The organism is Isoptericola sp. NPDC019482 (assembly GCF_040632295.1).
In the GTDB taxonomy this organism is placed as follows: Bacteria; Actinomycetota; Actinomycetes; order Actinomycetales; family Cellulomonadaceae; genus Isoptericola.
The window spans coordinates 95,785-120,845 of sequence record NZ_JBEYBQ010000002.1 but is presented as its reverse complement, the minus strand read 5'-3'; the positions used below and the strand labels follow the sequence as shown (position 1 = coordinate 120,845).

The 25,061-nt window shown below is 75.1% G+C and carries 23 protein-coding genes and 1 other RNA gene; 12 read left to right on the top strand and 12 right to left on the bottom strand.

The annotated features are described in order from the left end of the window. Positions 1-100 precede the first annotated feature (100 nt). From ABZ493_RS02495 to ABZ493_RS02485, 3 genes are read right to left on the bottom strand one after another with little or no spacing between them, the layout of a single operon-like run. Entirely contained in the window at positions 101-1,723 is a 1,623-nt protein-coding gene (locus ABZ493_RS02495; RefSeq protein WP_430580602.1) for a CotH kinase family protein, read from the bottom strand. A gap of 4 nt (positions 1,724-1,727) precedes the next feature. Then, on the bottom strand, positions 1,728-2,399 hold the full coding sequence (locus ABZ493_RS02490; RefSeq protein WP_430580601.1) for a DUF4956 domain-containing protein: 672 nt from the start codon (positions 2,397-2,399) through the stop codon (positions 1,728-1,730). Then, positions 2,396-3,304: a polyphosphate polymerase domain-containing protein gene (locus ABZ493_RS02485; RefSeq protein ID WP_430580600.1), complete on the bottom strand. Its 909-nt coding sequence runs from the start codon at positions 3,302-3,304 to the stop codon at positions 2,396-2,398. The genes ABZ493_RS02490 and ABZ493_RS02485 overlap by 4 nt, the downstream gene beginning before the upstream one ends. Positions 3,305-3,557: 253 nt before the next feature. On the opposite strand from ABZ493_RS02485, the gene ABZ493_RS02480 reads away from it, so the two are divergent. Together ABZ493_RS02480 and ABZ493_RS02475 are read left to right on the top strand one after the other, a co-directional pair. After that, positions 3,558-4,349, top strand: a complete 792-nt coding sequence (locus ABZ493_RS02480; RefSeq protein ID WP_430580599.1) for a response regulator transcription factor — start codon at positions 3,558-3,560, stop codon at positions 4,347-4,349. Continuing rightward, positions 4,342-6,030, top strand: coding sequence for a HAMP domain-containing sensor histidine kinase (locus tag ABZ493_RS02475; protein ID WP_430580598.1), 1,689 nt, complete (start codon positions 4,342-4,344; stop codon positions 6,028-6,030). Before ABZ493_RS02480 ends, ABZ493_RS02475 begins: the two co-directional genes overlap by 8 nt. Positions 6,031-6,044: 14 nt before the next feature. Here ABZ493_RS02475 and ABZ493_RS02470 read toward each other — a convergent pair whose 3' ends face one another. Genes ABZ493_RS02470 through ABZ493_RS02450 form a run of 5 tightly spaced genes read right to left on the bottom strand, consistent with a single transcriptional unit; the run spans position 6,045 to position 12,633 of the window. After that, on the bottom strand, positions 6,045-8,219 hold the full coding sequence (locus ABZ493_RS02470) for an HlyD family efflux transporter periplasmic adaptor subunit (protein ID WP_430580597.1): 2,175 nt from the start codon (positions 8,217-8,219) through the stop codon (positions 6,045-6,047). After that, the gene (locus ABZ493_RS02465) at positions 8,212-9,210 is read right to left on the bottom strand and encodes a hypothetical protein (protein WP_430580596.1); all 999 of its coding nucleotides are present in this window, start codon (positions 9,208-9,210) and stop codon (positions 8,212-8,214) included. Before ABZ493_RS02465 ends, ABZ493_RS02470 begins: the two co-directional genes overlap by 8 nt. A 50-nt stretch (positions 9,211-9,260) precedes the next feature. Beyond that, positions 9,261-10,478, bottom strand: a complete 1,218-nt coding sequence (locus ABZ493_RS02460) for an ABC transporter permease (RefSeq protein WP_430580595.1) — start codon at positions 10,476-10,478, stop codon at positions 9,261-9,263. Continuing rightward, positions 10,475-11,179: an ABC transporter ATP-binding protein gene (locus ABZ493_RS02455; RefSeq protein WP_430580722.1), complete on the bottom strand. Its 705-nt coding sequence runs from the start codon at positions 11,177-11,179 to the stop codon at positions 10,475-10,477. Before ABZ493_RS02455 ends, ABZ493_RS02460 begins: the two co-directional genes overlap by 4 nt. 44 nt (positions 11,180-11,223) lie before the next feature. Further along, complete coding sequence (locus ABZ493_RS02450; protein WP_430580594.1) at positions 11,224-12,633, bottom strand: biotin/lipoyl-binding protein; 1,410 nt, start codon at positions 12,631-12,633, stop codon at positions 11,224-11,226. 228 nt (positions 12,634-12,861) lie between these two features. On the opposite strand from ABZ493_RS02450, the gene ABZ493_RS02445 reads away from it, so the two are divergent. Beyond that, positions 12,862-13,116, top strand: coding sequence for an aldo/keto reductase (locus ABZ493_RS02445; protein WP_430580593.1), 255 nt, complete (start codon positions 12,862-12,864; stop codon positions 13,114-13,116). Positions 13,117-13,243: 127 nt separating this feature from the next. On the opposite strand, the gene ABZ493_RS02440 is transcribed toward ABZ493_RS02445, so the two are convergent. Together ABZ493_RS02440 and ABZ493_RS02435 are read right to left on the bottom strand one after the other, a co-directional pair. Beyond that, positions 13,244-14,986, bottom strand: a complete 1,743-nt coding sequence (locus ABZ493_RS02440) for a serine/threonine-protein kinase (RefSeq protein WP_430580592.1) — start codon at positions 14,984-14,986, stop codon at positions 13,244-13,246. 134 nt (positions 14,987-15,120) lie between these two features. Further along, complete coding sequence (locus tag ABZ493_RS02435; protein WP_430580591.1) at positions 15,121-16,551, bottom strand: NAD(P)/FAD-dependent oxidoreductase; 1,431 nt, start codon at positions 16,549-16,551, stop codon at positions 15,121-15,123. A gap of 180 nt (positions 16,552-16,731) precedes the next feature. Here ABZ493_RS02435 and ABZ493_RS02430 point away from each other — a divergent pair, with 180 nt between their 5' ends. The 5 genes from ABZ493_RS02430 to ABZ493_RS02410 are packed head-to-tail and all read left to right on the top strand — an operon-like array spanning position 16,732 to position 21,674. Further along, positions 16,732-17,388: a phosphotransferase gene (locus tag ABZ493_RS02430; RefSeq protein WP_430580590.1), complete on the top strand. Its 657-nt coding sequence runs from the start codon at positions 16,732-16,734 to the stop codon at positions 17,386-17,388. 29 nt (positions 17,389-17,417) lie between these two features. After that, the gene (locus tag ABZ493_RS02425) at positions 17,418-19,214 is read left to right on the top strand and encodes a bifunctional 3'-5' exonuclease/DNA polymerase (protein ID WP_430580589.1); all 1,797 of its coding nucleotides are present in this window, start codon (positions 17,418-17,420) and stop codon (positions 19,212-19,214) included. Between the two features lie 25 nt (positions 19,215-19,239). Beyond that, a complete protein-coding gene (locus tag ABZ493_RS02420) occupies positions 19,240-20,208 on the top strand; it encodes a Nif3-like dinuclear metal center hexameric protein (protein WP_430580588.1) in 969 nt (322 codons plus the stop codon). A gap of 21 nt (positions 20,209-20,229) precedes the next feature. Continuing rightward, positions 20,230-20,979 carry a C4-type zinc ribbon domain-containing protein gene (locus ABZ493_RS02415; RefSeq protein WP_430580587.1) on the top strand — a complete coding sequence of 250 codons (750 nt, stop codon included), beginning with the start codon at positions 20,230-20,232 and terminating at the stop codon, positions 20,977-20,979. Continuing rightward, entirely contained in the window at positions 20,979-21,674 is a 696-nt protein-coding gene (locus ABZ493_RS02410; RefSeq protein ID WP_430580586.1) for a histidine phosphatase family protein, read from the top strand. The genes ABZ493_RS02415 and ABZ493_RS02410 overlap by 1 nt, the downstream gene beginning before the upstream one ends. Positions 21,675-21,679: 5 nt before the next feature. Here the strand turns inward: ABZ493_RS02410 and ABZ493_RS02405 are convergent, their stop codons facing one another. Next, a complete protein-coding gene (locus tag ABZ493_RS02405; RefSeq protein WP_430580585.1) occupies positions 21,680-22,027 on the bottom strand; it encodes a TfoX/Sxy family protein in 348 nt (115 codons plus the stop codon). Between the two features lie 37 nt (positions 22,028-22,064). Then, entirely contained in the window at positions 22,065-22,901 is an 837-nt protein-coding gene (yaaA, locus tag ABZ493_RS02400) for a peroxide stress protein YaaA (RefSeq protein ID WP_430580584.1), read from the bottom strand. A 78-nt stretch (positions 22,902-22,979) separates the two neighbouring features. Between yaaA and ABZ493_RS02395 the strand changes: the two genes are divergently transcribed. The 4 genes from ABZ493_RS02395 (at position 22,980) to ABZ493_RS02380 (ending at position 25,057) form a co-directional block, all read left to right on the top strand. Beyond that, positions 22,980-23,363: a tautomerase family protein gene (locus tag ABZ493_RS02395; protein ID WP_430580583.1), complete on the top strand. Its 384-nt coding sequence runs from the start codon at positions 22,980-22,982 to the stop codon at positions 23,361-23,363. Between the two features lie 59 nt (positions 23,364-23,422). Next, an RNA gene (rnpB, locus tag ABZ493_RS02390) (RNase P RNA component class A) lies at positions 23,423-23,827 on the top strand. Positions 23,828-23,986: 159 nt separating this feature from the next. Continuing rightward, a complete protein-coding gene (locus tag ABZ493_RS02385; protein ID WP_430580582.1) occupies positions 23,987-24,490 on the top strand; it encodes a helix-turn-helix domain-containing protein in 504 nt (167 codons plus the stop codon). Positions 24,491-24,493: 3 nt separating this feature from the next. Then, positions 24,494-25,057 carry a PIN domain-containing protein gene (locus tag ABZ493_RS02380; RefSeq protein ID WP_430580581.1) on the top strand — a complete coding sequence of 188 codons (564 nt, stop codon included), beginning with the start codon at positions 24,494-24,496 and terminating at the stop codon, positions 25,055-25,057. Positions 25,058-25,061: the final 4 nt, after the last annotated feature.

Here is a 25,061-nt window from a genome sequence, read left to right as displayed (position 1 = left end):
CTCCATCGGGTCGAGGGAACGGGAGGCATCATCCGTGCCCTTTCAACGTAGGAGCGAGGGCGCGGGAGCGCGAGAGGAGCCTTCGCGCCCCCGCTTGCTGTCACCCGCCTGCGCCGGAGCCGCCCTCGCCGTCAGCACCGTCCCCGCCGGACAACGCCGCGCGGACCGCGTCCGCGTCGGTGTCGATCGTCGCCCGGTCGACGCCGTCGGTGACGGGCACCCGCGCCGCCACCTCGTCGACCAGGGCGGCGGCCTTCCCGCTGTCGATCCAGTCGGCGGTCAGGTCGTCGACGGCGGCGTCCACCTTCGAGGAGAACTCGTCGTTCTCCTCGAACCGGGTGACGAGCGCGTTCTCGCTCGTCATCCCGCCCATGCCGCCGCCCCCTCCGGGGCCGCCCTCCGTGCCCTCGGGCGGACCCTGGGCGTCGTCGCCGCCGGGCATCGCCCCTCCGCCACCCATGCCGCCACGCATGCCGCCGCCCATGCCGCCGGGTCCGGACATGCCGCCGAGGGCGAGGTTGAGGTCCCACGACACGACGCTGAGGAGGCCGGTGTCGACGTCGTAGTACAGGTAGGCGTTCCTGCCGGGCCCGGAGATGGTGTCGAAGTTGTCGAGCACCTCCTGCGTGCCCAGGTACCGGGCGAGGGAATCGACGTCGACCCACTGGTCGAGCTCGTCGGCGAACTCCTCGTCCGACGCGCCGTCGAGCCACTTGAGGAACGACACGACCGGCTGCAGGTCCTGGCTCCCGACGAGGTTGACCTGCTTGAAGTCGTCCGTGTACTCGGTCTGGTCGTCCCCCTGGTACTCGAACGAGCTCGTGGACAGCAGCTTGTAGAGCACCCCGTCGCCCTCGAGCTCGTCGGCGTACTGCGGGTCGGGGTTCTCGACGACGAGGCGGGTCGTGGTCGGACGCTCGTTCACGGCGTAGGTGGTGAACGAGTAGTCCTGCGTGGGCTGTCCCGACTGCGCGGTGAGCTCGAGCGCGACCGCCTCGTTGAGCGACGAGGTGCTCGACGCGCTCGCGGGACGGATCGAGAGCTCGGTCCGCCCCTGGTAGGCGCGGCCCGGCTCGTTCTCGTCGAAGCTCACCAGCAGAGGCAGGTTCTCCGGCTCCTCGGTGGTCAGGGACGCACCCGTGCCGCCGAAGCCGCCGCCTCCCTGCCCGCCGCCGGGCGTCCCGCCCTCCGGCATCTGGCCACCTTCGGGGAGCTCCATCCCCTCGGGTGGCTGGGGCATGCCGCCGCCCTGCCCGCCGGCGCCGCCGCCCATGCCGCCCGGGGCACGCTCGCCCTCGGTGTCGGAGCCCGCGCGGTCGTCGACCAGGGCCGAGAGCGTCGAGTTGCCCTTGAGGCGCACGGCGACGTCCTGGATGGTGGTGCCGTCGATGGTGATGTCGGCCGACATCCACTCCTTCTCGCCGTCGGCGAAGTAGGCGTCCAGCATCTCGTCGTAGCGCGTCTGCGTGTACGACAGCGAGATCTCGTGGTCCACGGAGTCGTCGAAGAGGTCGACGGTCCCCGTGATGTCCTGCGTGATGCGCTCGTCGTCGGTGACGGCGGCCGAGCTCGTGGAGTACGGCCGGATCGTCACGTCCCCGAAGAACGCCAGGGCGACGGCGACCCCGGCCACCCCTGCCGTGAGGGGCTTCCAGTGCTGGCGCAGCCGGACCGGGAGGCGCTTGCGGAGGCTTGCGAGGCTCGTGTTCACCTGGTGGGTCACCTGCTCACATGTCGGACTGGTCGTACCCGGTCAGGACGGTGACCTTCTGCCCGGAGTTGATCGCGCCGAGCTCCTCGATGACCTCGGCGGTCGTGACGCCGCCCTTGAGGCGCACGGAGTAGAACAGCTCGGTCAGCGCGCCGCCGCGCACCGTCTCGACGCTCACCAGCTCGAACTCCTGGGTCAGGCGGACCAGCACGTCGGCGACGTCCTGCTGGTACCGCGGCTCGGGCGGCACCTGGACCTTGACCACCTGCCGCTGGATGTCGAGCTTGAACCAGTCGAAGCGCTGCATGAGGAAGACGACGAGCAGGATGATCGCCGTCGCCGCGGCGGCCAGCAGGTAGAAGCGCGTACCCACGGCCATGCCGATCGCCATCACGAGGAAGATGAACCCGACGTCGCGGGTCTCCTTGATCGCGTTGCGGAAGCGGATCACGGACAGGGCGCCGACGAGGGCGAACGCGCGGGCGATGTTCGACCCGACGACCAGCATGATCACGGCGACGACCATGCCGATGATGACGAGGGTCTGGACGTAGGACTGGCTGTAGGAGATGTTCCGGTGCGTCCGCTTGTACACCCAGCCGATGGCCGAGGACAGCACGAAGGACAGCACCAGCGTCATCGCGACGTCGAAGACGGAGAAGGTTCCGCTCAGGTCTTGCAGGTTCATCGGACCAGGACACTCTTTCGCTCGGAGGCGTCGACGACGCCGTTCGGGGTGGTGGGCTCGGTGGTGTGGTCGGTGGCTGGCGTGCAGTCGCCGAGGACGGCGTCGAGCTCGTCCGGGGCGTGCATGGTGGACCTCGGCGCCAGGCCGAAGGCCTGCACGCTCTGGCAGTACTTGGAGATCCGCACGACGTCGAGGCTCATGCGGGCGGTGAGATCGGTGACCCACGCGGGGACGCGCTCGTCGGCCTTGATCTCGAGCACGGACAGGCGCGCCGGCAGGACGAGCCGGTCGGGGCTCTCGGAGGCGAGGTGGAAGTCCCGGTCCCGGCCCCGCAGGCGGTGGTCGAGGGTGACGCGCAGGCCCAGGTCGGCCTCGCGGCCCACCCACGCCTCCCGGTGGTACCCGGTGGTCACCGTCGGGCGCAGGTCGAGCTCGCCGACCAGGGTCGACACCTCGTCGAGGAACGCGGCCTCGCGGGGGCTGACCTCGCCCTCGGGCTCGTAGCCTTCCGGGGAGCAGAGCCGCAGCGCGTCCCGGTACGGCAGCACGACGCGCCGCTTCTGCGTGACCCGGTTGACCCGCTGCTTGATCTCGACGAAGACCCTCGACTCCGGCGTCAGGTCGTCGGCCGTGCCGTAGTGCCGCACGCGCAGCTTGCGCCGGAACCTCAGGCCCTCGATCTTCTCCCAGTAGAACTTCAGCCGGGCCGTGTCGTAGTAGACGCTGGTGATCGGGTATCCCCGGTCGCCGGAGTACGCGTCGTCGTCCATGTGCCGGCGCAGCTCCGTGCGGAGCTCCTCGGCCTGGTCCTGCGGGACGAGGTACTTGATCTCGAACCGGTTGAACGCGTGCAGCCGGCTCGCGGTGGCGGTACGTGCCGAGGTCGCGGCGCCTGCCGGGCCCACCGGCCAGGGGTCGCTGGGTGTCGCGCGGGGTTCGGTGCGTCGGGACCGACGTCGCACTGGACGTTCCTCTCGTCGGTGCCGGGGCGGCGTCACGGGTGAACACGAGCCGCCCGGCAGGTGAACAACCGGGGACCCGCAGACTGTCGGGGCAACTTATGCAGCCGCTGAGATCTGCGGGGTCGCGGGCGAAGACATAGCGGGCTCACAGGTTCGGCACAGGAAGCGCGGGGGTGGGGGCCGCAGGCTGACGCCCATGTCGTCGTCTCTCGTGCCCTCGTCCGTACCGACGGCCGGGCGTCCGGACCTCCCGCTCCTCACCCGGCCGGACGGGTCGTCCGTGCGGGCCCTCGTGGTGGACGACGAGCTCAACCTCGCCGAGCTCCTCACGAGCGCCCTCCGCCTCGAGGGGATGGAGGTCGCCGCAGCGCCCGACGGCGCGTCGGCGCTCCGGCTGGCGCGGGAGACCGTCCCGGACCTGGTCGTGCTCGACGTGATGCTCCCGGACATGGACGGGTTCACCGTGCTGCGTCGGCTGCGGGCCCAGGGCGCTCGGATGCCGGTGCTGTTCCTCACCGCGCGCGACGCCGTCGAGGACCGGGTCGCCGGGCTCACCGTGGGCGGCGACGACTACGTGACGAAGCCGTTCAGCCTGGAGGAGGTCGTCGCCCGGGTGCGCGGTCTGCTGCGGCGTGCGGGCGCGGTGACGCGCTCCGAGGACGGCGTGCTCGTCGTCGGCGACCTCGAGCTCGACGAGGACGCGCACGAGGTGCGCCGGGCGGGGGAGGACATCCACCTCACGGTGACGGAGTTCGAGCTGCTGCGGTTCTTCATGCGCAACCCGCGCCGGGTGCTGTCCAAGGGGCAGATCCTCGACCGCGTGTGGAACTACGACTTCGGCGGGCAGTCGAGCATCGTCGAGCTGTACGTCTCCTACCTGCGGCGCAAGATCGACAAGGGCCGCGAGCCGATGATCCACACGCTGCGCGGGGTGGGGTACGTCCTCAAGCCGGCCGCCTCCACGACGGAGGGTGGAGCCGGTGCGTGACCGTCGGGCGGGGGCGGGACGGCGGCTCACCGGCCTGCGGCCGATCACGCTGCGGCGGCGGCTCGTCCTCGTGCTCGCCGTGGTCGTCGTGGTCGTGACGGTCGGCCTGGCGACGGCCTCGACGGCCGTGCTGCGCTCCCAGCTCGTGGCGCAGGCCGATCAGCGCCTGGAGCAGGCGAGCCAGCGGCTCGTCGACGGGCCCGGGCCACGGCCTCCCGGCACCGACGGCGCGGAGGGCTCGGGCGGCTCGGACGCCCAGGACGGCCAGGACGCCGCCCTACCGCCCACCCCGACCGACGACCGGTCGGACTTCCCCGCGGGCTTCGGCCCGGGCAGCGCCGTCGTGCGCTCCGTGGACGGCGAGCTGGAGCTCGCCGACCACGTGTCGGACGCGCTGGAACGCACGACCCTGGACGACGCCCAGGTCGCCGCCCTCCAGGCGGTGCCCGCGGACGGCCGGGCGCACGACGTCGACGTGCCGGACCTCGGCGCGTTCCGGGCGGTGCACCGGACCGGCGACGGCGGCGAGGACGCGGTCGTCGCGGCCAGCACCGCGACCGTGGACTCGACCGTGCGCGGGTACGTCCTCGTGCAGGCCGCGCTCGGCGTCGCGGGCCTGCTGGCCGCGGTCGGCGTCGGCGCGTGGCTCGTGCGTCGCTCGCTGCGCCCGCTGGACGACGTCGCCGCCGCCGCGGTCCGGGTGTCGGAGCTCGAGCTCGGCCAGGGCGCGGTGGCCGGCATCCCGCGGGTGCCGGCGCCCCTCACTGACGAGCGGATCGAGGTGGGGCAGGTCGGCGCGGCGCTCAACCGGATGTTGGAGAACGTCGAGACGTCCCTCCGGGCGCGGCACGACTCGGAGCAGCAGGTGCGCCGGTTCGTCGCCGACGCGAGCCACGAGCTGCGCACCCCGCTCGCGACCATCCGCGGCTACGCCGAGCTCGTCCGCCGCGCCCCGGACGAGCCCGGCGGCGGGACGTCGCGGTCGCTCGACCGGATCGAGGCCGAGGCGGTGCGCATGTCCGGCCTCGTCGAGGACCTGCTGCTCCTGGCCCGGCTCGACGCCGGACGGCCGCTCGACCGGGCGCCGGTCGACCTGGCGGCGCTCGCCGTCGACGCCGTGATGGACGCGCACGCCGCGAGCCCGGAGCATGACTGGGCGCTCGCGCTGCCGGGCGACGACGGCAGCGACGGCAGCGACGGCGGGGAGGCGGGCCGTGACGTGAGCGACGACGAGCGCGGTGACGAGGGGCTCGACGGCGGGGCGGGCGCGGACGCGCTCGTCGTGACCGGCGACGAGGCGAGCCTGCGCCAGGTGCTGGCGAACCTGCTGGCGAACGCGCGCACGCACACGCCGGCGGGCACGCGCGTGGCGGTGCGGCTCCGCGACCGCCCGGACGCCGTCGAGATCGAGGTGGCCGACGACGGGCCCGGCATCGCCCCCGACCTGCGCCCGGCGCTGTTCCGCCGGTTCACGCGGGGCGACGCGTCGCGGCACCGCGCCGGCGGGTCGACCGGCCTGGGCCTCGCGATCGCCGACGCGATCGTGACCGCGCACGGCGGCACGATCGACGTCCGGTCCGCCACGGCCGATGAGCGGCCCGCCGCCGGGGCGGGGACGACGTTCACCGTGCGCCTGCCGCGCGGGCACGCGGAGGACGGCGCGGTGAACGACGTGCGATGAACGACGGCCCGGCCTCAGCGTGCCGCGCCCGACGGCGGCTGGAAGCCCTCGGGGAACCCGCCGGCCGGAAACCCGCCCTGCGGACCGGACTGCTCGTCGGAGCCGCCGAGCCCGCTGAGCCCGCCCGATCCCTCCTCGTCGTCCTGCACGAGCTGCTGGTCCAGGTCCGCGAGCACGACCTCGTCGCCGACGGCGAGACCGTCGGTGATCTCGGTGCGCTCCGGCCCGACGGCGCCCGTGGTCACGTCGACCGTGCGGACGGCGTCGCCGTCGAGCACGCGCACCGTGCGCGCGGACCCGTCGGCGCTGACGGCCGAGGTCGGCACCACGAGCACGTCGTCCACGGTCGCGACCTCGATCGTCGCCGACGCGGACGTGCCCTCGGGCAGGTCGCCCGCACCCGACGCGTCGTTGCCGGAGGAGTCGTCGGCGGAGGAGTCGTCGCCGGCCGCGTCATCGCCGGCCGCGTCGTCGCCGGCAGGGTCGAGCGCGATCGTCGCCGCGTACGCCGGGGTCGAGGTGTCGGACGAGTCGAGGACGCCCACGCTGCTCACCGTGCCCGTGTACTCGCCGCCGGTCGCGGGCACCGTCGCGGTGACGGGCTGCCCGACCTCGACCGACCCGACCTCGGCGAGGTCGAGCGTCGTGGACAGGATGTAGCCGCCGTCGCCGAGGATCGTCACGGCCGCGTCGCCCGCGCTGACGCTCGCGCCCTTCGTGGCGTCGACCTGGGCGACCGTCCCCGAGACGGGCGCCGTGAGGGTGCCCGCGGCAGCGGCCGCCGCCGCGATGTCGACGTCGCTCTGCGCGACCGTCACTGCGGCGCGGTCCGCGAGGATGCGCTCGGCCGTGACCGTGCCGCTGCCCGACGTCGCGCCTGACCCCGTGCCCGACCCGCCGTCGAGGCCGGAGGCCCCGGTGCCGCCTGTGCCCGAGCCGCCTGTGCCCGAGCCGCCGGTGCCGCTCGGCAGGTCGCCGGCCCCCGATCCCGCGGCGCCGGAGGGTGCGGACCCCGACGGCGAGTCGGTGTCGGTCGGCGCGCCGCCCTGCGAGGTACCGCCCGAGCCCGCCTCGGGCATCTGCCCGGAGTTGGCGTCGCCGGAGCCGGAGCCGTCGTCCGTCGTGCCTCCGTCGGAGGTGTCGGCGTCCTGGAGCGCCCGGACGGCGTCGTCGAGCGCGTCGGCCTTCGCACCGAGCGTCGTCACGGCGTCGTCCAGGTCGGCCACGAGGTCGGTGAGGGCGCCCTCGGCCTTCCCGGTCGACTGCTGGGCGGTGTCGGTCGCGACGAGGGCGTCCTGCGCGGCGACGATCGCGTCCACGCAGGCGGCGAGGTCGTCGTCCGTGTCCGCACCGTCCGACGTGCCGTCCGAGGCGCCGTCCGAGGCGTCGTCCGCGGCGAGGACGGCGGCGCACGCGCTGTCGTCGCCCGTCGCGGCGGTCACGGCGTCGCCCGAGGCGCCGAGCGCCGTCGTCCCGTCGAGCAGCGCGTCCTCCACGGACTCGTACCCGGCGAGCAGCGCGTCCTGCGCCTGCTGCACGGACGTCTCGGCCTTCGCGAGCGCGGCGCGCGCGTCCGCGACGGCCTCCTCGAGGTCCGGGGTACCACTGGCAGTCGCCGTGGTCGGCGTGGTCGGCGTGGTCGTGACGGCCGCGCTGACGAGGCGTACCGAGACGGTCCCCGACGACGTGCTCGACGTCGTGCCGGACGTCGCGGAGCTGGGCTGGACGTCACCCGATCCGGACGCGCTGTCGGTCGAGTCGCCGCCTGTCGTGGTGCTGCCGGAGGCGACGCTCGTCCCGTCGGCCTGGGCCTCGAGGTCGTCGGCGAGCGTCTGCTTCGCGTCCGCCAGCGTCTCGGTGGCGTCGTCGACGGCGTCCTGCAGCTCGTCCGCGTCGAGCGTGGCGAGCGTGTCGCCCGCCTCGACCTCGTCGCCCGCCGACACCTTCACCGAGGCGACGGTGCCGGACGTGCCGAACGTCGTGTCGGCGCGGCTCGCGGACGCGACGGTCGCGCTGACCGCGACGTGCTGCGCGACGTCGCCCGTGGTCGCGGCGACCGTGCGGTAGCGGGCGTCGGCCGGGCGCAGCGCGAACGCCGTGCCCCCGACGCCCAGCACGGCCACCGCGACGCCCGCCGCGACGATCCGGCGGCGACGGGTCCGGCGCCGGCGGAGGGCGGCGTCACGCATCGCTGCCACCGTCCTGCGCGTCGCCCTGCGCGTCGCCCTGCCCGTCGCCCTGCCCGCCGCTCGCGCTGCCGGGGAAGCCGCCGCGGCCACCGAACCCGGTGGAGCAGCCGTCGTCGCCGGGGGAGGAGACGGTGAGGCTCGTCGCGGTCACCGCGCCGCCGTCGTCCTCCTCGCCCCGCGCCGTGACGCACTGCCCGACGGCGACGTCGTCGGCCGAGCCGTCCTGCTGCACGGTGTAGACGGTGGCGTCGTCGACCGTGACGGTCTCCTCGGTCGACTCGCCGTCGGACGACGTGGCGCTCACCGTGACGGTGGACCCGTCGACCGCCGTGACCTTCCCGGAGGTGAGGCCGCCGAAGCCGCCCCTGCCCCCGCCGGGGCCGCCGGACGGCATGTCCGTGGGCATGCCCGAGGGCATGTCGGTCGGCATGCCGGAGGGCATGTCCGAGGGGGCGCCCTCCGGTCGCTGCCCGTCCCCGTCACCGGGGACACCGCCGCCGAACCCGCCGGCGCACTCGCCGTCGGTCGGCTCGCTCACCGCGACGGTCGCCGCAGCGGCATCCTCGTCGGCGGTGGCGCCGTCGTCGCCGGGCGTGGCGCCCGACGTCGCGACCACGCACGAGCCCACGGCGACGTCGTCGAGCGTGCCGTCGACGGTGACCGTGATCGTGGTGTCGTCGGTCCAGGTGACGGCGGTCTGGGAGTCGGAGCCCTGGACCTGAGCCGTCGTGCCGTCGACGGCGGCGACCTCGCCCGAGACGCCGGGGGCGCGGCCGCCGCCCCCGGCGCCGCCGCCGGGCGCGCCCTGGCCCTGCGCCTGGCCGTCGGCCGCGGCCGTGGTGTCGGACGTGGCGGCGTCCGAGGACGAGCACCCGGCGAGCGCGACCGCGAGGCCGACGACGGCGACGCCGAGGAGCGCGGCCCTCGGGCGGCGTCCGGAGCCGGTGGTGAGGGGAAGGCCGGTACGGGGAAGGATGGTGCGGGGGGTCATGGAGCTCTCCAGGACGTGGGGGACGGATCCGTGGTGGGGTGCGGGCGCGGTCATTCGCTGCGCAGCGCGTCGATCGGGGCGAGGCGGGCGGCGCGGACGGCGGGGTAGACGCCGAACACCAGCCCGATGGCGAGCGCGACGGCGAGCGAGCCGGCCACCGCGACGGGCGACACGACGATCGACGAGTCGAGCACCGCCGGCAGGGTGACCGCGGCGAGGACGCCGAGTCCGGCGCCGACGAGCCCGCCGGTGACGCCGAGGATCGACGCCTCGGTGAGGAACTGCCGCCGGATCGCGCCGGGATGGGCGCCCAGCGCCTTGCGCAGCCCGATCTCCCGCGTCCGCTCGGTGACGGACACGAGCATGATGTTCATGACGCCGATGCCTCCGACCAGCAGGGACAGCCCCGCCACGCCGGCCAGCAGCACGGTGAGGGTGCGGTACACCGAGGTCGCGGTGGACACGAGGGAGTCCTGCGAGTCGATCGTGAAGTCGGCGGCGTCCGCGCCGGTCGCGCCGTGCAGCGCGAGGAGCAGCGACTGCGCCTCCTGGTACGCGGCGGAGATCGCGTCGGTGTCGGTCGCCTTGAGGTAGATGGTGCTGACCGACGTGTCCGCGCCGCCCGTGATGCCGGACGTCATCGCCGTCATGGACACGACGGCGGTGTCGTCGAGGTCGGTCGACGCGCTCGACCCGGCCGCCTCGAGCACGCCGACGACGTCGAACGTCGTCCCGGCGATGCTCACGGTGCGCCCGACGACGCGGGTGGAGCCGAACAGCTCCGTCGCCGTCTCGGGGCCGAGGACGACCTCGTCCGTCGAGCCGTCGCCGACGAACTCGCCCGACGCGAGCTCGCGCGAGCGCACGTCCAGCCAGTCGCCGGTGACGCCGGTGACGGTCGTGGTCCAGTTGGCGTCGCCGGCCTCGAGGGACTGCGACGACTCCTTCTCGGCGGTGACCGCGGCGACGTCCGGCACGGCGACGTCGGAGCCGAGGGCCTCCGCGTCGGCCGTCGTCAGCGTGGACGCGGAGCCGAAGCCGCCGCGCACCCCGGACGAGTCGGTGGACGACCCGGGCGTGACGATGAGCAGGTTCGACCCGAGCGAGCTGATGTCCTCGGACACGTCCTTCTGGGTGCCCAGGCCGAGGCCGACCGTGAGGATGACCGCGGCGATGCCGATGAGGATGCCGAGCACGGTCAGGAGCGACCGCATCGTGTGCGCGCGGATCGCGTGCCACGCGGTGGAGAGGGTCTCGGTCCAGCTCATGGCGCCACCGCCCGCCCGCTCGGGGCGTCGGACGTGATCAGCCCGTCGAGCACCCGCACCACGCGGCGCGAGCGCTCGGCCACCTCGTGCTCGTGCGTGATGAGCACGATGGTGCGGCCGTGGGCGTGCAGGGCGTCGAACAGGTCGAGCACGTCGGCCGTCGAGCGCGAGTCGAGGTTGCCCGTCGGCTCGTCCGCGAGGACCAGCGCGGGCTCGCCGACCAGCGCCCGCGCGACCGCGACACGTTGCTGCTGGCCGCCCGAGAGCTGGCCGGGGCGGTTCGCGGTGCGGTCGCCGAGGCCGACGCGCTCCAGCGCCTGCGTGGCCCGGGCGCGGCGCTCCGCCGGCGCGACGCCGCGGTAGACGAGCGGCAGCTCGACGTTCCGCAGCGCCGACAGGGAGGGCAGCAGGTTGAACTGCTGGAACACGAACCCGATCTGCTCGTTGCGCACGCTCGCGAGGTCGGTCTCGTCCATGTCGTCCACGTCGTCGCCCGCTATCCGGTAGCTGCCGGACGTGAGCGTGTCGAGGCAGCCCAGCACGTTCATGAGCGTCGACTTGCCGGAGCCGGACGGCCCGACGATCGCCACGTACTCGCCCCGCTCGATCCGCAGGTCCACCCCGCGCAGGGCTTCGAACTCCAGGTCGCCCGTGCGGTACGTCTTGCGCGCGCCGCGCAGGTCGATGACCGGGCTCGGCATCGGCGCCGTAGCCTCCAGGACCGTGGCGGCCGTGCCCGGCGCGGTCACGAGTTGCCTCCCTGACCGCCGCCGCGCATCTGGGACGGGTCGAAGCCCTCGGGGAGGCCGCCCTGGCCGCCGCCGCGCATCTGGGACGGGTCGAAGCCCTCCGGCAGGTCGCCCTGCCCACCGCCCTGCCCGTCGCTCTGGCCCGTGCCCTGCCCGCGCCCGGCACCGGGGGTGAACGTCGTGTACTGCACGGTGTCGCCCTCGGACAGCCCCGAGGTGATCTCGACCAGCTGGCCCGACGTCTCGCCCGTCTCCACCGCCTGCTCGGTGGAGGAGCCGTCCTCGCCGACGAGCGTCACGGTCGACGCGCCGTCGTCGCCCGTCGTCACGGCCGCGGCCGGGACGGACAGCACGTCGCTGCGGCGCTCGGTGACGATGGACACGTCGACGCTCACACCGTCGTGCAGGCCGTCGGGGTCGCCGGTCACCGTCACCGTGACGGGGTACGCCACGGCGCCCTGCGACGTCGAGGGGAGCTTCCCGATCTCGCTGACGGTGCCGAAGACGGTGTCGGACAGGTCGTCGGAGGTCATCTCGACCTGGTCGCCCGTCGCGATCGACGCGACGTCCGCCTCGCCGACGGTGACGTCGACCGTCCACGCGTCGGTGCCGACGATCGTGAACGCGGCGGTGTCCGCGGCGTCGGTGGAGCCCGAGGAACCCGAGCTTCCGGACCCGCTCGAGGAGCCGGAGGCGCCCGGTGTTGAGCCCGTGCCGCTCTGTCCGGAGGCCGAACCGCCGCCCGACGAGCCCACCGTGTCGCCCACCGCGACGCCGACGGACGTGACGAGGCCCGCGGCCGGGGCCTTCAGCGTGGCGTCCGACATCGTGGCCTCGGCGTCGTCGGCCGACTGCTGCGCGACGGCGACGGCGGCCTCGCGCGCCTCGACCGTGGCCTCGGCGGCGTCCGACCCGTCGTCGGAGTCCTGCGCGTCCGCGAGGTCCGCCTCCGCCTGCGCGAGGTCGGCCTTCGCCTGCGCGAGCGCGGCGTCGAGCTGCAGCGTGTCGACGGTCGCGAGCGTCTGACCCTTCGTCACGGTGTCGCCCTCGGCGACCTTCACGCTCTGCACGGTGCCCGCCGCCGCGAAGGAGACGTCCTCCTGCACGGCCGGTGTCAGCGTGCCGGTGGTGGTGACGGACTGCTCGAACGTCGCCGTGCTCGCCTGCGCGGTGGCGGCCCGAGTGGCGGCCGCCGCCTCCGGCGCGGCGGCGCGGGGCCGCAGCACGGTGAGCCACACGACGAGCGCGGCCACGACGACGACGGCGACCGCGCCGAGCAGCAGGGCGCGGCGTCCGGGGCGGCGCCCGCGAAGCCGCAGGGTGACACGACCTCGGCGGGCCGGCGGAGCGTCGGGGACCCCCGACGACGATGGGGTCGCGGACGACCGTGAGCGTTGGAGCAACACCCTCGACTCCCTGGATCGGTGCCGCCAGGACGGCGACGGATGATCCGGAGGGTAGGGAGGGCGTCTGGGACGAGATGAGCGCGCGGCTATGCGGTTCCTGTGAACCGGGCGCTCACGCGTCCGAGCGACCTGCGGTGACGGCGCACCGCGGGAGCGGGACGAGGCCGTGGAGGACCCGCCCCGACCTCGTTCGAAACAGGCTCTGGCGCGCGAGCCGCTGGAGCCAGCGTGCCGCAGGAGGAGTCGCTCGGCGCGCTCGTCGAGATGCGCGACCAGGGACCGGTCCGGCGTATCGGCCTCTCCGGCGCGTCACCGCAGACGCTGGCGCCCGCCCAGGAGCTCACCCCCGTCTTCGCGGTGCAGAACCGCTTCAACCTGCTCGACCGCAGCGGCGTCCAGGTGCTCGCCGAATGCGAGGTCCAGGGCATCCTCTTCGTCCCGTACTTCCCGCTGGCGGCCGGCTCAGCGACCACCAGGAGCTGACGGGCCCGCCGTCGACGGTCGTCATCCCCGGCACGAGCCGTCCGGAACACCTCCGGTCGAACATCGCCGCCGGCTCAGGTCCAGCGCCGATCAGCGTGAGCACGCTCGGGCACGGCCGGGCGGCAGGTCACGGCGCGGGGGTCGAACCCGTGCCGCCGGCGTCGTCGACGGGACCGCCGCTGGGTTCCGGCTCCGCCGGCGGGGTCGTCGTCTCCTCGTCGGTCGGGTCCGGCTCGGGCTCCGTCGGCTCCTCGGTGGTGGGCTCGTCGGTGGGCTCGTCCGTCGGGGTGGGCGTCGAGGTGGGCTCGTCCGTGGGCGTCGGCGTCGACGTCTCGGTCGGCGTGGGTGTCGGCGTCTCGGTCGGCGTCTCGGTCGGCGTGGGCGTGCTGGTCGGCGTGGGCGTCGACGTCCGCTCGGGGCGGGACGTCGGCTCGGACGGGCCCTGGGTCGTGGCGGTGTCCGTCGGGCTCGGCGGCGAGGAGGGCGAGGGCGACGGGCTGTGCGTGACCGGGGCGACGGGGGCGGCGTCGTCGGTGTCGCGGAAGAGCCAGAACGCGCCGGCGGCGAGGGCGGCCGCGAGGAGCACGCCCAGGACGATCAGCCAGATGCGGCGCGACCGGGAGGGCGTGGGCTCCTCGGCAGCGGGCACGCCCGCGACGGGGGTGGCGGGCGGGCCGCCCAGCACCTCGGTGGGCGCTTCGTCGGATCCGGGGAGGTCCTGCGTCGACGCACCCTCTCCCGTCGGGGGCGTCAGAGCCTCGGTCGCGTCGACGGCGCCGAGCATGCGGGTGCGCTGGAGCTCGGCCTCGGCGGCGGCCGCCGCCGCGGCCCCGGCCGCGAGACCCGCCGCGCCGAGCGCGGCCGTCCGGTGCGGGTCCTGGGCCGCGATCTGGCCCATCGTCATGGTCTGGTCGCCGTCCGGGGTCTCGGGCCCCGCGCCCGCGTGAGGCGGGGCCACGCGAGGCGCGCCGGCAAGCAGGGTGGATACCGTCTCGCCCATCGCGCCGGCGGTCGGGAACCGCCGGGCCGGGTTCTTCGCCATCGCGCGGGCCACGAACCGGTCGACGGCGGCCGGCACGGCGGCCCGGCGTGCCGACGGCGCGGGCACGGGCGCCCCCACGTGGGCCAGCAGGACGTCGCCGGGCCGGGCGCGCTCGTACGGCGGGTGGCCGGTGAGCGCGAAGTACGCGAGGGCCCCGACCGAGTACAGGTCGCTGCGCGCGTCGAGCGGGCGGCCCTGCGCCTGCTCGGGGGACATGTACGACGCCGAGCCGGCGACGTGCTCCCCGTCGCCCTCGCCGCCGCCGGGTGCCGTCAGGCCCAGGTCGAGCAGCCCGACCGTCGTGGTGCCGTCGTCGTGCCGGTCGACCACGACGTTGCGCGGGCCGACGTCGCGGTGCACGAGCCCCGCGTCATGCACCGCCGCGAGCGCCTCGAGCAGCCCGGCGACCACCGTGAGCGCCTCCGGCCACGAGAGCCCGTCGCGCGCGGCCAGCTCCGACAGGGGCGTGCCGGGCAGGCGCCGCATGAGCAGCCAGGGGACGTTCGCCCCCGCGACCTCGTCCTCTCCCGTGTCGAGGACCTTCGAGACGCCCGGGTGGTCCATCAGCTCCGACGCCGCGACCTCACGGGCGAGGCTGGCACGCGCCGCCTCGTCGTCGACCAGGTGCGGGTGGAGCACCTTGACGAGGAGCGGGGTCTCGTCGCCGGTCTCGTCGTCAGTCGCGTCGTCGGTCTCGTCGCCGGCCAGGCGCGAGGCCTCGTAGACGGTGTACGTGCCACCGGTGCCGAGGATGTCCCCCAGCACGTACTTCCCGCCGAGCACGACGTGGCCGCCCGCCGGGTCCTCGGCCGGGTCCTTCGGCGTCATGCCGGGCACCGCGGCGGGTGCGGGGCGGCGCGGCGGAGGCCTGCGCGGGTGGGCGTCGGGGCGGCGAAGTCGGTCATTTCAGTCATGGGCGATCACAGGATAAGTGGTCGTCACTCGTGCTGCAGTGTGCCCGGTCACGCCTCCTTGAGGTCCGCGAGCGCGCTCTCGATCGCGCGGTGGAACGTGGGGTAGGCGTAGATCAGGTGCCGCAGCTCGGTGACGGGCACCCGGGCCTGCACAGCGAGGGTGAGGACGGCGAGGATCTCGCCGCCCGCGGGCCCGGCCGCCGTCGCGCCGACCAGCACGCCGGCGTCGGCGTCCTCGACCAGCTTGATCAGGCCCTCGTTGCCGGGACCGTGCACGAACCCGCGCGACGACGCCGCGAGGTCGGTGAGGCCGGTGCGCACCGTCAGCCCGGCGTCGCGGGCGGCGGCCTCCGTGAGCCCCACGCCGCCGATCTCCGGGTCGGTGAACGTCACGTGCGGGACGGCGCGGTAGTCGGCGCGCTCCGCGTCCTCGCCGCCGCCGTCGCCCTGCCCGGCGGCCGCGAGGATGTCCGCCACGGCGATGCGCGCCTGGTACATCGACACGTGGGTGAACGCGCCCTTGCCCGTGACGTCGCCGACGACCCAGACGCCGTCCGCCGCGCGCAGCCGGTCGTCGACGAGGATCCCGCGTCCCGTGTCGTCGATGCCGACCGTCGCGACGCCGAGCGCCTTCAGGTCGGTGCGGCGGCCCGCGGCGACCAGCAGCCGCTCGGAGACCAGCTGGGTGCCGTCGTCGAAGGTCAGGGTGAACCCGCCGCCGTCGTGCGCGACGGACGACACCTTCGCGTCCGTGCGCACCCCGATGCCCTCGGCGGCGAAGCGGTCGGCGACGAGCGCGCTCGCCTCGGGCTCGTCGGGGGCCAGCAGCCGTGGCCCGGCCTCGACCACCTCGACGGCCGTGCCGAACCGGGCGAAGACCTGCGCCAGCTCGCAGCCGATGGCGCCGCCGCCGAGCACGGTGAGCGACGCCGGCGCCTCGGTCGCGCGCACGGCGTCGCGGTTGGTCCAGTAGGGGGTGTCGGCCAGGCCCTCGACGGGCGGCACCGCGGGCTCGGTGCCCGGGTTGAGCAGGACGCCGCGGGTCGCCCGGAAGCGGCGCTCGCCGTCGGCGGTCGCCACGGCGACCTCACCCGGGCCCACCAGGCGGCCGCGGCCGCGCACCACGCGGGCGCCCGCCTTCTCCAGGCGCTCGACGGCGGCGGTGTCGTCCCAGTCGGCGGTGGCCTCGTCGCGCACGCGCGCCGCGACGGGCCCCCAGTCGGGGACGACGTCGACCCGGCCGGCCAGCGTGTCCGCGCGACGGGCCTCGGCGAGCGCGTCCGACGCGCGCACCATCATCTTGGTCGGGATGCAGCCGAAGTACGGGCACTCGCCGCCGACGAGCCGGGCCTCGACGGCGACGACGTCCAGGCCGGCGCGGGCCAGCCGCCCGGTCGCGTCCTCCCCGCCGGGGCCCGTGCCGATCACCACGACGTCCACGGTCTCGGCCTGCTGCTCGGTCTGCTGCTCGGTCGTCATGCGGTCCTCCTCGGCGGGTGCGTGCCCTCTGCGTGCCCTCGTGCGTGCCCTGCGGGGTGTCCTGGCGCGCGCCCGGGTGCCCGGTCGGGGCGCCGGCCTCGGCCAGCGCACCACATCGGCGCGCTCGTCGCGCGGTGAGACGCCGGGTCCGTCGTCCCACGGCTCTGCCAGGCTGGACGGGTGGAGCTGATCGCCGCGGGCCGCGACGCCGACGTGTTCGCGCTGGACGACCGTCGCGTGCTGCGCCGCTACCGCGACGGCCGGCCGGCGCACCACGACGCGGAGCTCCTGTCCGCCGTCGTCGCGGCGGGGTACCCGGCACCCGCGGTGCTCGGCGTCGAGGGCCCCGGCATGGTGCTGGCACGCCTGGGCGGGCCGACGCTGGCGGAGGAGCTGATCGCGGGCCGCTGCGCCGCGGCAGAGGCCGGCGTCCTCCTGGCGTCGCTGCACTCCCGGCTCCACGCGCTGCCCTGGCCGGACGGCACCCTGCTGCACCTCGACCTGCACCCGTCCAACGTCGTCCTGACGGCGAGCGGGCCGGTGGTGATCGACTGGACCGAGGCCCGGACCGGCCCCGCCGGGCTGGACGTCGCGACCACGGCGCTGATCCTCGCGCAGGCGGTGCTCTCGCCCGCGGACGCCACGGTGGACGGCGCCGCCGACGTCGTCGCCCGGGTGGCCGGCGCGGTGCTCGGCGCCTTCGTGACGGCGGCCGGGCCCGGCTACCGCGACCACCTCGACGAGGCGGTCGCACGGCGCCGGGCCATCCCCGTCCTCACCGAGGACGAGCGGGCGCGGCTGGACGACGCCGGGGCGCTCGCAGCCCGCCCGTCCTGACCGTCGGTGGCGCGGGGGAGGATGGCGGCGTGCACGTCGTCCTGACCCGAGAGCCCGGCGGCACGGTCCGCGTGCACGACGGCGCGTCGCGTGCCGTGCCCGACGTCGACGTGCCCGACGTCGACCTGCCCGACGTCGACGTGCCCGGTGCCGACCTGCCCGCGCTCGTCGCGGCCCGCGAGCCCGACCAGGCCGACGGACGCGTCCCGCGCTGGACCTGGGACGACACGAACCGCTGGTACCTCGGTCTGCTGCGGGCGGGCGTGCGCGTGGAGCGGTCGCACGACCTGCGGCTCGTGCACCGCATCCTGCGGCACTCGACGGCGACCGGGGGCTCGGAGCTGGCGGCAGCCCCGGCCGGGGCATGGGACGCGATGCCCCCGACGCCCGCCGGGGCCGCACCGGCCGTCGGCGTCCGCCGTGCACCCCAGGGCGAGGCGCTCTTCGACCTCGCGGCGACCGCGCTGCCGGCCCCGCCCGTGCGCGGGGCGGACGCCGACGCGCTCGACCCGGTGGCGGAGCTGCGACGGCAGGAGGACGCGGTGCGCGGCTCCACGGCGCCGGGGCGGCTGCGCCTGCTCGCGGCGGGGGAGTCGGCGGGCGCGCTCGTCGCGGCAGAGATGCACCACGCGGGACTGCCGTGGCGCGCCGACGTGCACGACGAGATCCTCACCGAGGCGCTGGGGCCCCGGCCGCCGGAGGGGCAGCGCCCGGAGCGCCTCGAGGCGCTCGCGGGCCGGATCCGCGCGGCCCTCGACGCCCCGCCGTCGCTCAACCCCGACTCGCACCCGGACCTGCTCAAGGCGATGCAGTACGCCGGCGTCGGCGCCCGCAGCCTGCGCAAGTGGGAGCTGTCGACGATCGACCACCCCGTCGTCGCGCCGCTGCTGGAGTACAAGAACCTCTACCGCCTGCTCACCGCCAACGGTTGGCACTGGCTCGACGAATGGGTGACCGACGGGCGGTTCCGCACCGAGTACGTGGTGGGCGGGGTCGTGACGGGGCGGTGGTCGTCCACCGGCGGCGGCGCCCTGCAGCTGCCGAAGGCCGTGCGTCGCGCGGTGGTGGCCGACCCGGGCTGGTGCCTCGTGGTCGCGGACGTCGCGCAGCTCGAGCCGCGCGTCCTGGCGGGCATGGCCGGCGACGAGGCGATGGCGACCGCGGGCCGCGCGGGTGACCTGTACGCCGGCATCGTCGCGTCCGGGGCGGTGCCGACCCGCGAGCTGGCCAAGGTGGGCATGCTCGGCGCGATGTACGGCGGCACCACGGGGGCGAGCGCCCAGGTGCTGCCGCGGCTCGGCCGCGAGTACCCGCGCGCGATCGCGCTCGTCGAGGAGGCGGCGCGCACGGGTGAGCGTGGCGGCGTCGTGACGACGTGGCTGGGCCGGTCGTCCCCGGCGCCGGGCTCCGCCTGGGACGAGGCGCAGGCGGGCGCGTTCGCCGACGACGCCGGCGCGGACGCCGCGGCGCGGGCCCGGTCGGCGACGCGGTCGTGGGGGCGGTTCACGCGCAACTTCGTGGTGCAGGGCACGGCGGCGGAGTGGGCGCTGTGCTGGCTCGCGTCGATCCGTCGTCGGCTCTGGGCGCTCGGGGTCGCGGACGGCGTGCGGCCGGGCCTGGCGCCCGCCCCGTTCGCCGACCGCCCGCACCTCGCGTTCTTCCTGCACGACGAGGTGGTGGTGCACGCCCCGCTCGAGCTCGCCGACGTGGTCGCCGCCGAGGTGCGCGCCGCGGCCGAGGAGGCGGGCCGGCTGCTGTTCGGCGACTTCCCCGTCGACTTCCCGCTGACGGTCGCGGCGGTCGACGCGTACGCCGACGCCAAGTGACCGACCTGGCCTTTAGGGTCGGGCCATGACCATCGGCACCGGAGACAGCACAGCACCGAGCAGCCCCGCCCTGCGCGACGTCGTCGCCGTCCTCGAGGACCTCTACCCGCCGTCGACGGCGGAGGGCTGGGACGCCGTGGGCCTGGTGGTGGGCGACCCCGCGGCGCCGGTGCGCAAGATCCTGTTCGCCGTCGACCCGGTGGCCGCGGTGGTCGACGAGGCGATCGCCTGGGGCGCGGACCTGCTCGTCACGCACCACCCGCTGTTCCTGCGGCCCGTGCACTCGGTCGCGGCGACCACGTTCAAGGGCGACGTCGTGCACCGGCTCCTGCGCGCGGGCTGCGGCCTGTACGTGGCGCACACGAACGCCGACGCCGCCCCGCGCGGTGTCGCGGACGCGCTCGCGGACCTCGTCGGCATCACGGACCGCAGCCCGCTGGTCGTGGGGGACGACGGCGTCGATGCCGGTGCGGTACGCGGGATCGGGCGGGTCGGGCGCCTCTCCGAGCCCACGACGCTGGGCGGCTTCGCCGAGCGCGTCGCGGCGGTGCTGCCGGCGACGGCGCAGGGCGTGCGCGTCGCCGGCGACCTCGACGCGCCGGTCACGACCGCCGCTGTCGTGGGGGGTTCGGGCGACTCGCTGTTCGACGCCGTCCGCGCGGCCGCCGTGGACGTGTACGTGACCGCCGACCTGCGCCACCACCCCGCCTCGGAGCTGCGGGAGCGCGCGGACTTCGAGGCGGGCGCCGGTGGCGCGGCCACCCCGTACCTGGTGGACGTGGCCCACTTCGCGAGCGAGTGGCCGTGGCTCGCGTACGCCGCCGAGGACGTCGTCGCGCGGCTCGGGGAGCGGGGCGGCGAGGGGACCAGCGAGCGGACCGGAGACGGTTCCGGAGAAGGTACGGTGACCACGAGGGTGAGCACGATCGGCACCGACCCGTGGACCGCGCGGGTGGCGAGCACCGAGCGCGAGACCGACCGCCCCGCCAGCTGAATCACTGCGAGAGGACCGCCCGTGGCCACTGCACCCCCCGAGGACCAGCGCCGACTGCTCGAGGTCCAGGCCCTCGACACCCGGCTGCAGCAGCTCGTCCACCAGCGCCGGAACCACCCGGCGTTGGCGACCATCGCGGAGCTCGACGGCCGCATCGGCGACCTGCACACCTCGCTCGTCGACTCGCGCACCGCCGTGGCCGACCTGGAGCGCGAGCTCGCCAAGGCGGAGTCCGACGTCGCCCAGGTGCGCACGCGCGCCGAGCGCGACCAGCAGAAGCTCGACTCCGGCGCCCTGTCGGCGAAGGACTCCCAGGCCCTGGTGAGCGAGCTCGAGTCCCTCGCCCGCCGCCAGTCGGTGCTGGAGGACGCGGAGATCGAGGTCATGGAGCGCCTGGAGGCGCACCAGGGCTCGCTCGCCGAGGTGGAGTCGGCGCACGCCGAGCTCGAGGCCGCGAAGGCGAAGGCCGCCGCCGAGCGCGACGAGGCCTGGGCCGAGATCAACGCGACGGGCTCGAAGGTCAAGGCGGAGCGCGAGGCGACCGCGGCCGGGCTCGACACCGGCCTGCTCGCCCTGTACGACAAGCTGCGCGCCCAGCTCGGCGGCGTCGGCGCCGCGGCGCTGCGCGGGGGCCGGTGCGAGGGCTGCCGCCTCGACCTCAACCCGCGTGACCTCGCCGCCGCCAAGGCGGCCCCGGCCGAGCAGGTCGTGCGCTGCGAGGAGTGCGGCCGCATCCTCGTGCGCCTGCCGGACGACGGCGCCGCGGCCTGATGGCCCGCCCGTCCGGGGCGAGCCCGGCGGCGGGCGCGGACCTGCGCACCGTCGTGCTCGTCCGGCACGGCGTGACGGAACTGACCGAGGCGCGCGCCTACTCGGGCGGCGGCGTCCCCGGACCGTCGCTGACCTCGCGGGGCCGCGTCCAGGCGGCGCGCGCCGCGGACGCCGTCTTCCGGATCGGCAAGGACCTGTGGCCGGACCTGCCGCGCGCCGGCACCCTCGTCGCCTCGCCCCTGGTGCGCGCGCTCGAGACCGCCACGGCGGTCGGGCGCCGCACCGGCCAGCACGTGCGCCCGGACGACAGGTTCGCCGAGTGCGTGTTCGGCGACTGGGAGGGCCGCACGCCCGACGCGATCGCCGACGGCTGGCCCGACGAGTTCGCCGCCTGGTCGACGACGGGCACCGACCGGGCGCCCGGCGGCGAGTCGTACGCCGACGTGGGCGAGCGGGCATGGGCCGGTCTGCGCGACGTCGTCGCCGCGACGGAGCCGGGCGCGGCGAGCGTCGTCGTCGCGCACACCGTGACGATCCGCGCCCTGGCCGGGCGGGCGCTCGGGGCGCCCGCGTCGTCGTGGCGGCTGCTGCGCGTGCCGCCCTGCTCGCTCACGGTGCTGCGGTTCGGCCTGGGGGACGACGGCGAGCCCGCGCTGGCGGAGGTCGTCGCGGCGGGCTTCCCGACCGACGTCTGAGGCCGCTAGCGCTTCGGCGCCTTCGCGGGCTTGGGTGGCAGCGCGAGCGCGAGGTCCACGCCGCGGTCGACCCACGCGCGCAGCGTGTCGTCGTCGGCGGTGACGTCCGGACCCACCACGACCGTGCCGCGCATGGTGCGCTCGCCCATCGTCATCTCGTGCGCGCCGTCGGCGAGCGCCTGCGAGTGGCCGTCCGTGCCGACGTGCACCATGAGCTCGTCGCCGCCCACGCCGACGGCCATGTGGGTGTTCACCATGAACGCGACGCCGCCGAACATCTGCCGCTCCACGCAGTCCGCCCGCTCGGCGACGGCGTCGCGGACGCGGGCGGCGAGCACCTCGTCGTAGGCCATGCGGCCAGTGTGCGCCGGGTCGGCGCGATCCTCACAGTCAGGCGATGACGACCTCGAGGGTGCGGGGGCCGCGGCGGGTGGCGGCGTCGTGCAGGGTCGCCTCGACCATCCGGTACGACAGGCCCGTCCCGACCTCCGTGCCGATGACCTGGCCGTCGAGCTCGCGGGCGGCGTCGAGCAGCTCCGCGGCCGTGGTGGGCGCAGGGCCGGTGCGGCGCAGCAGGTGGCCGGTGAGCACGCCGCGCGTGTGCTTCGCGTTGTGCGAGACGACGGCGCGCTTCCCGTCGGTCTCGCGCACGACTCGGACGGTCACCCAGTCGGCGGCGGAGTCACCGGTGGTGGCGGGCTTCCACGCGGCGAGGTACGCGGCCGAGCGGCAGTCGACCACGACGTCGCCCGCGGCGCGGGCGTCCAGGGCGGCGGCGAGGTGGGGCCGCCACGCGGTGGCGAGCTTGCCGACGCCGGGCAGGTCGACGCCCATGGAGAGGCGGTAGGCGGGGATGCGGTCGGTGGGGGAGACGACGCCCCACAGGCCGGAGAAGACGCGGACGTCGTCGGCGGCCCGGCGGGCGGCGTCGTCGGGCAGGGCCGCGAGGCCGGCAGCGGCGTAGAGGACGCCGGTGTAGACGCGGGCGGCGGGCGCCGTCGGCGCGGCCTTGAGCTCGGTGTTGCGGGCGACCTCCGCGCCGAGCGACGTGCCCACCCCGAGGAGCTCCGTCGCGTCGACCCGCGCGCTCACCGCGGCGAGGGCGTCGAGCACGGCCAGCCGCTGCCCGGTGAGCCGGCCCGCGCCCGTGAGCCCTGCGAGGTCGACGGGGGAGGCGCCGTCCGGCGCGGGCGTCTTGCCCTCGGAGGGCGGCAGGCAGATCAGCACCCCGACACCCTATGGTCGGGTCTCGACGTGCGGACCCCCTGGTGACAGTGCCGTCGGTCACCGCTAGCGTCGTCGGGCATGGTCCAGGTGAAGATCTACGGCAACCGACGGGTGTGGGGTCAGCGGCGCGGAGAGGTCTCCGACGCGCTGCACGCGGCTCTGGTCGGGGCCTGGCAGATCCCCGAGGACAAGCGGTTCCACCGCTTCCTGCTGCTCGACGACGGCGACCTCGTCGCCCCGCGCTCCGACGACTATCTGATGATCGAGATCGTCGCCTTCACCGGACGCACGCGCGAGGCCAAGCGCGAGCTGATCCGTCGTGTCTACGAGGACGTCGCCCCCTCGCTGGGCGTCGCGACGGACGACGTCGAGCTCGTCGTGATCGAGTCGCCCGCCGAGAGCTGGGGCATCCGCGGCAGGTCCGGCGACGAGCTGACCCTGAGCTACAAGGTCGACGTCTGACCGCACCGAGGTGAGCGGCGTCCGACCGGCTCGAGCGCGCATAGACTGTACGACGCGGACGAGTCGGTCGGACGGTCGCGTCGGCGGTGCCCTCGGGCGCCGTCGCCGAGGAACGTCCGGGCTCCGAAGGGCGAGGTGGTGGCTAACGGCCACCCGGGGTGACCCGCGGGACAGTGCCACAGAAAACAGACCGCCGTCGCCGGGCAACCGGTGGCGGTCAGGGTGAAACGGTGGTGTAAGAGACCACCAGCGCGGCCGGTGACGGTCGTGGCTCGGTAAACCCCACCTGGAGCAAGGTCAGACAGATTGTGTTTGAGGGTTGCCCGCCCGATTCTCTTCGGAGAAGCACAGTCGGGTAGACCGCTCGAGCCCTGCGGCAACGCAGGGCCTAGATGGATGACCGTCGCCCGCGCGGGGGTGACCCCGCGCGGGAACAGAACCCGGCGTACAGACCGGCTCGTCCGCCTCACCCCCTCTGACCTGCGCTTTTACCTGGCGTTTGGGGTGCCAGTCCGCACACAGTCCGCAAGAATTCTGCCCGAGGCGACTTGTACGGCCCTCGCGGAGGCCGCGTGGGGCGGTACGTCGTTTCGATTTTTTCGATATGGACGTAGGGTTGGTCCATGACGATCGAGAGCGTCGCGCCGCATGAGCGCCCTGTCCTGCCGCCGGCGGACCTCGCTCCCATGCTCGAGCTGTCGCACTTCCTCGCGGAGCACGCCGAGCCCGCGGCGCTGCTGGGGCCGGACGGTGAGCAGGTCCCGTTGCCCATGGAGCTCTATCAGGTGCTCGTCCAGGTCGTCGGGGCGATGCGGGAGGGGAAGGCGGTGACGATCGCGCCGTTGAACCAGCGACTGACGACCCAGCAGGCGGCCGACCTCCTGGGCATCAGCCGCCCGACGCTCGTCAAGCTGCTGAACGAGAACCAGATCCCGTACGAGCAGCCGGGCAGCGGCCGACACCGTCGCCTCCGGCTCAGCGACGTCCTGGAGTACAAGGACCGGCGCAGCGTCGAACGACGACTGCGACTCGACGAGATGACGCGCCAGGCGGTCGAGGACGGCCTGTACGACGACGATGGCGCTTCCTACCGTGACCTGCTCGACAGTGCCCGCCACGAGGGCTGACGGGTGGCGCAGTTCGCCGCGCTCCTGGACGCCAACGCCCTGGTCCCGTTCGCGCTGACCGACACGCTCCTCCGGCTCGCCGAGCGCGACCTGTACCGGCCGGTGTGGAGCGAGAAGATCCTCGACGAAGCGCGCCGGGCGATCCTGCGTGTCCATCCGGAGATCAGTCCCTCGCGCGTCGACGCCAGGCTCCGCGCCATGAACGAGGTCTTCGACGACGCCTGCGTCACCGGATGGGAGCCGCTGCTCGAGGGCCTCGAGCTCCCGGATCGGGACGACCGGCACGTCCTTGCCGCGGCGATCCGTGGGCGTGCCGAGGTCGTCGTCACCGCGAACCTCTCCGACTTCCCGGATCAGATGCTGAACCCCCTGGGCCTGCACGCCGTCTCGCCCGACGATTTCCTGCTTGATCAGCTCGACCTGGACCCGTCGAGCACGCTGGAGGCCCTGGCGGCTCAGGCGGGGGCGATGCGGCGGCCGCCGGCCAGCATTGAGGACGTGCTCTCGTCGCTCGAACGGGCGGGGGCTCGCGGATTCGCGGCCGAGGTGCGCGCACGAATCAGGTAGGCGA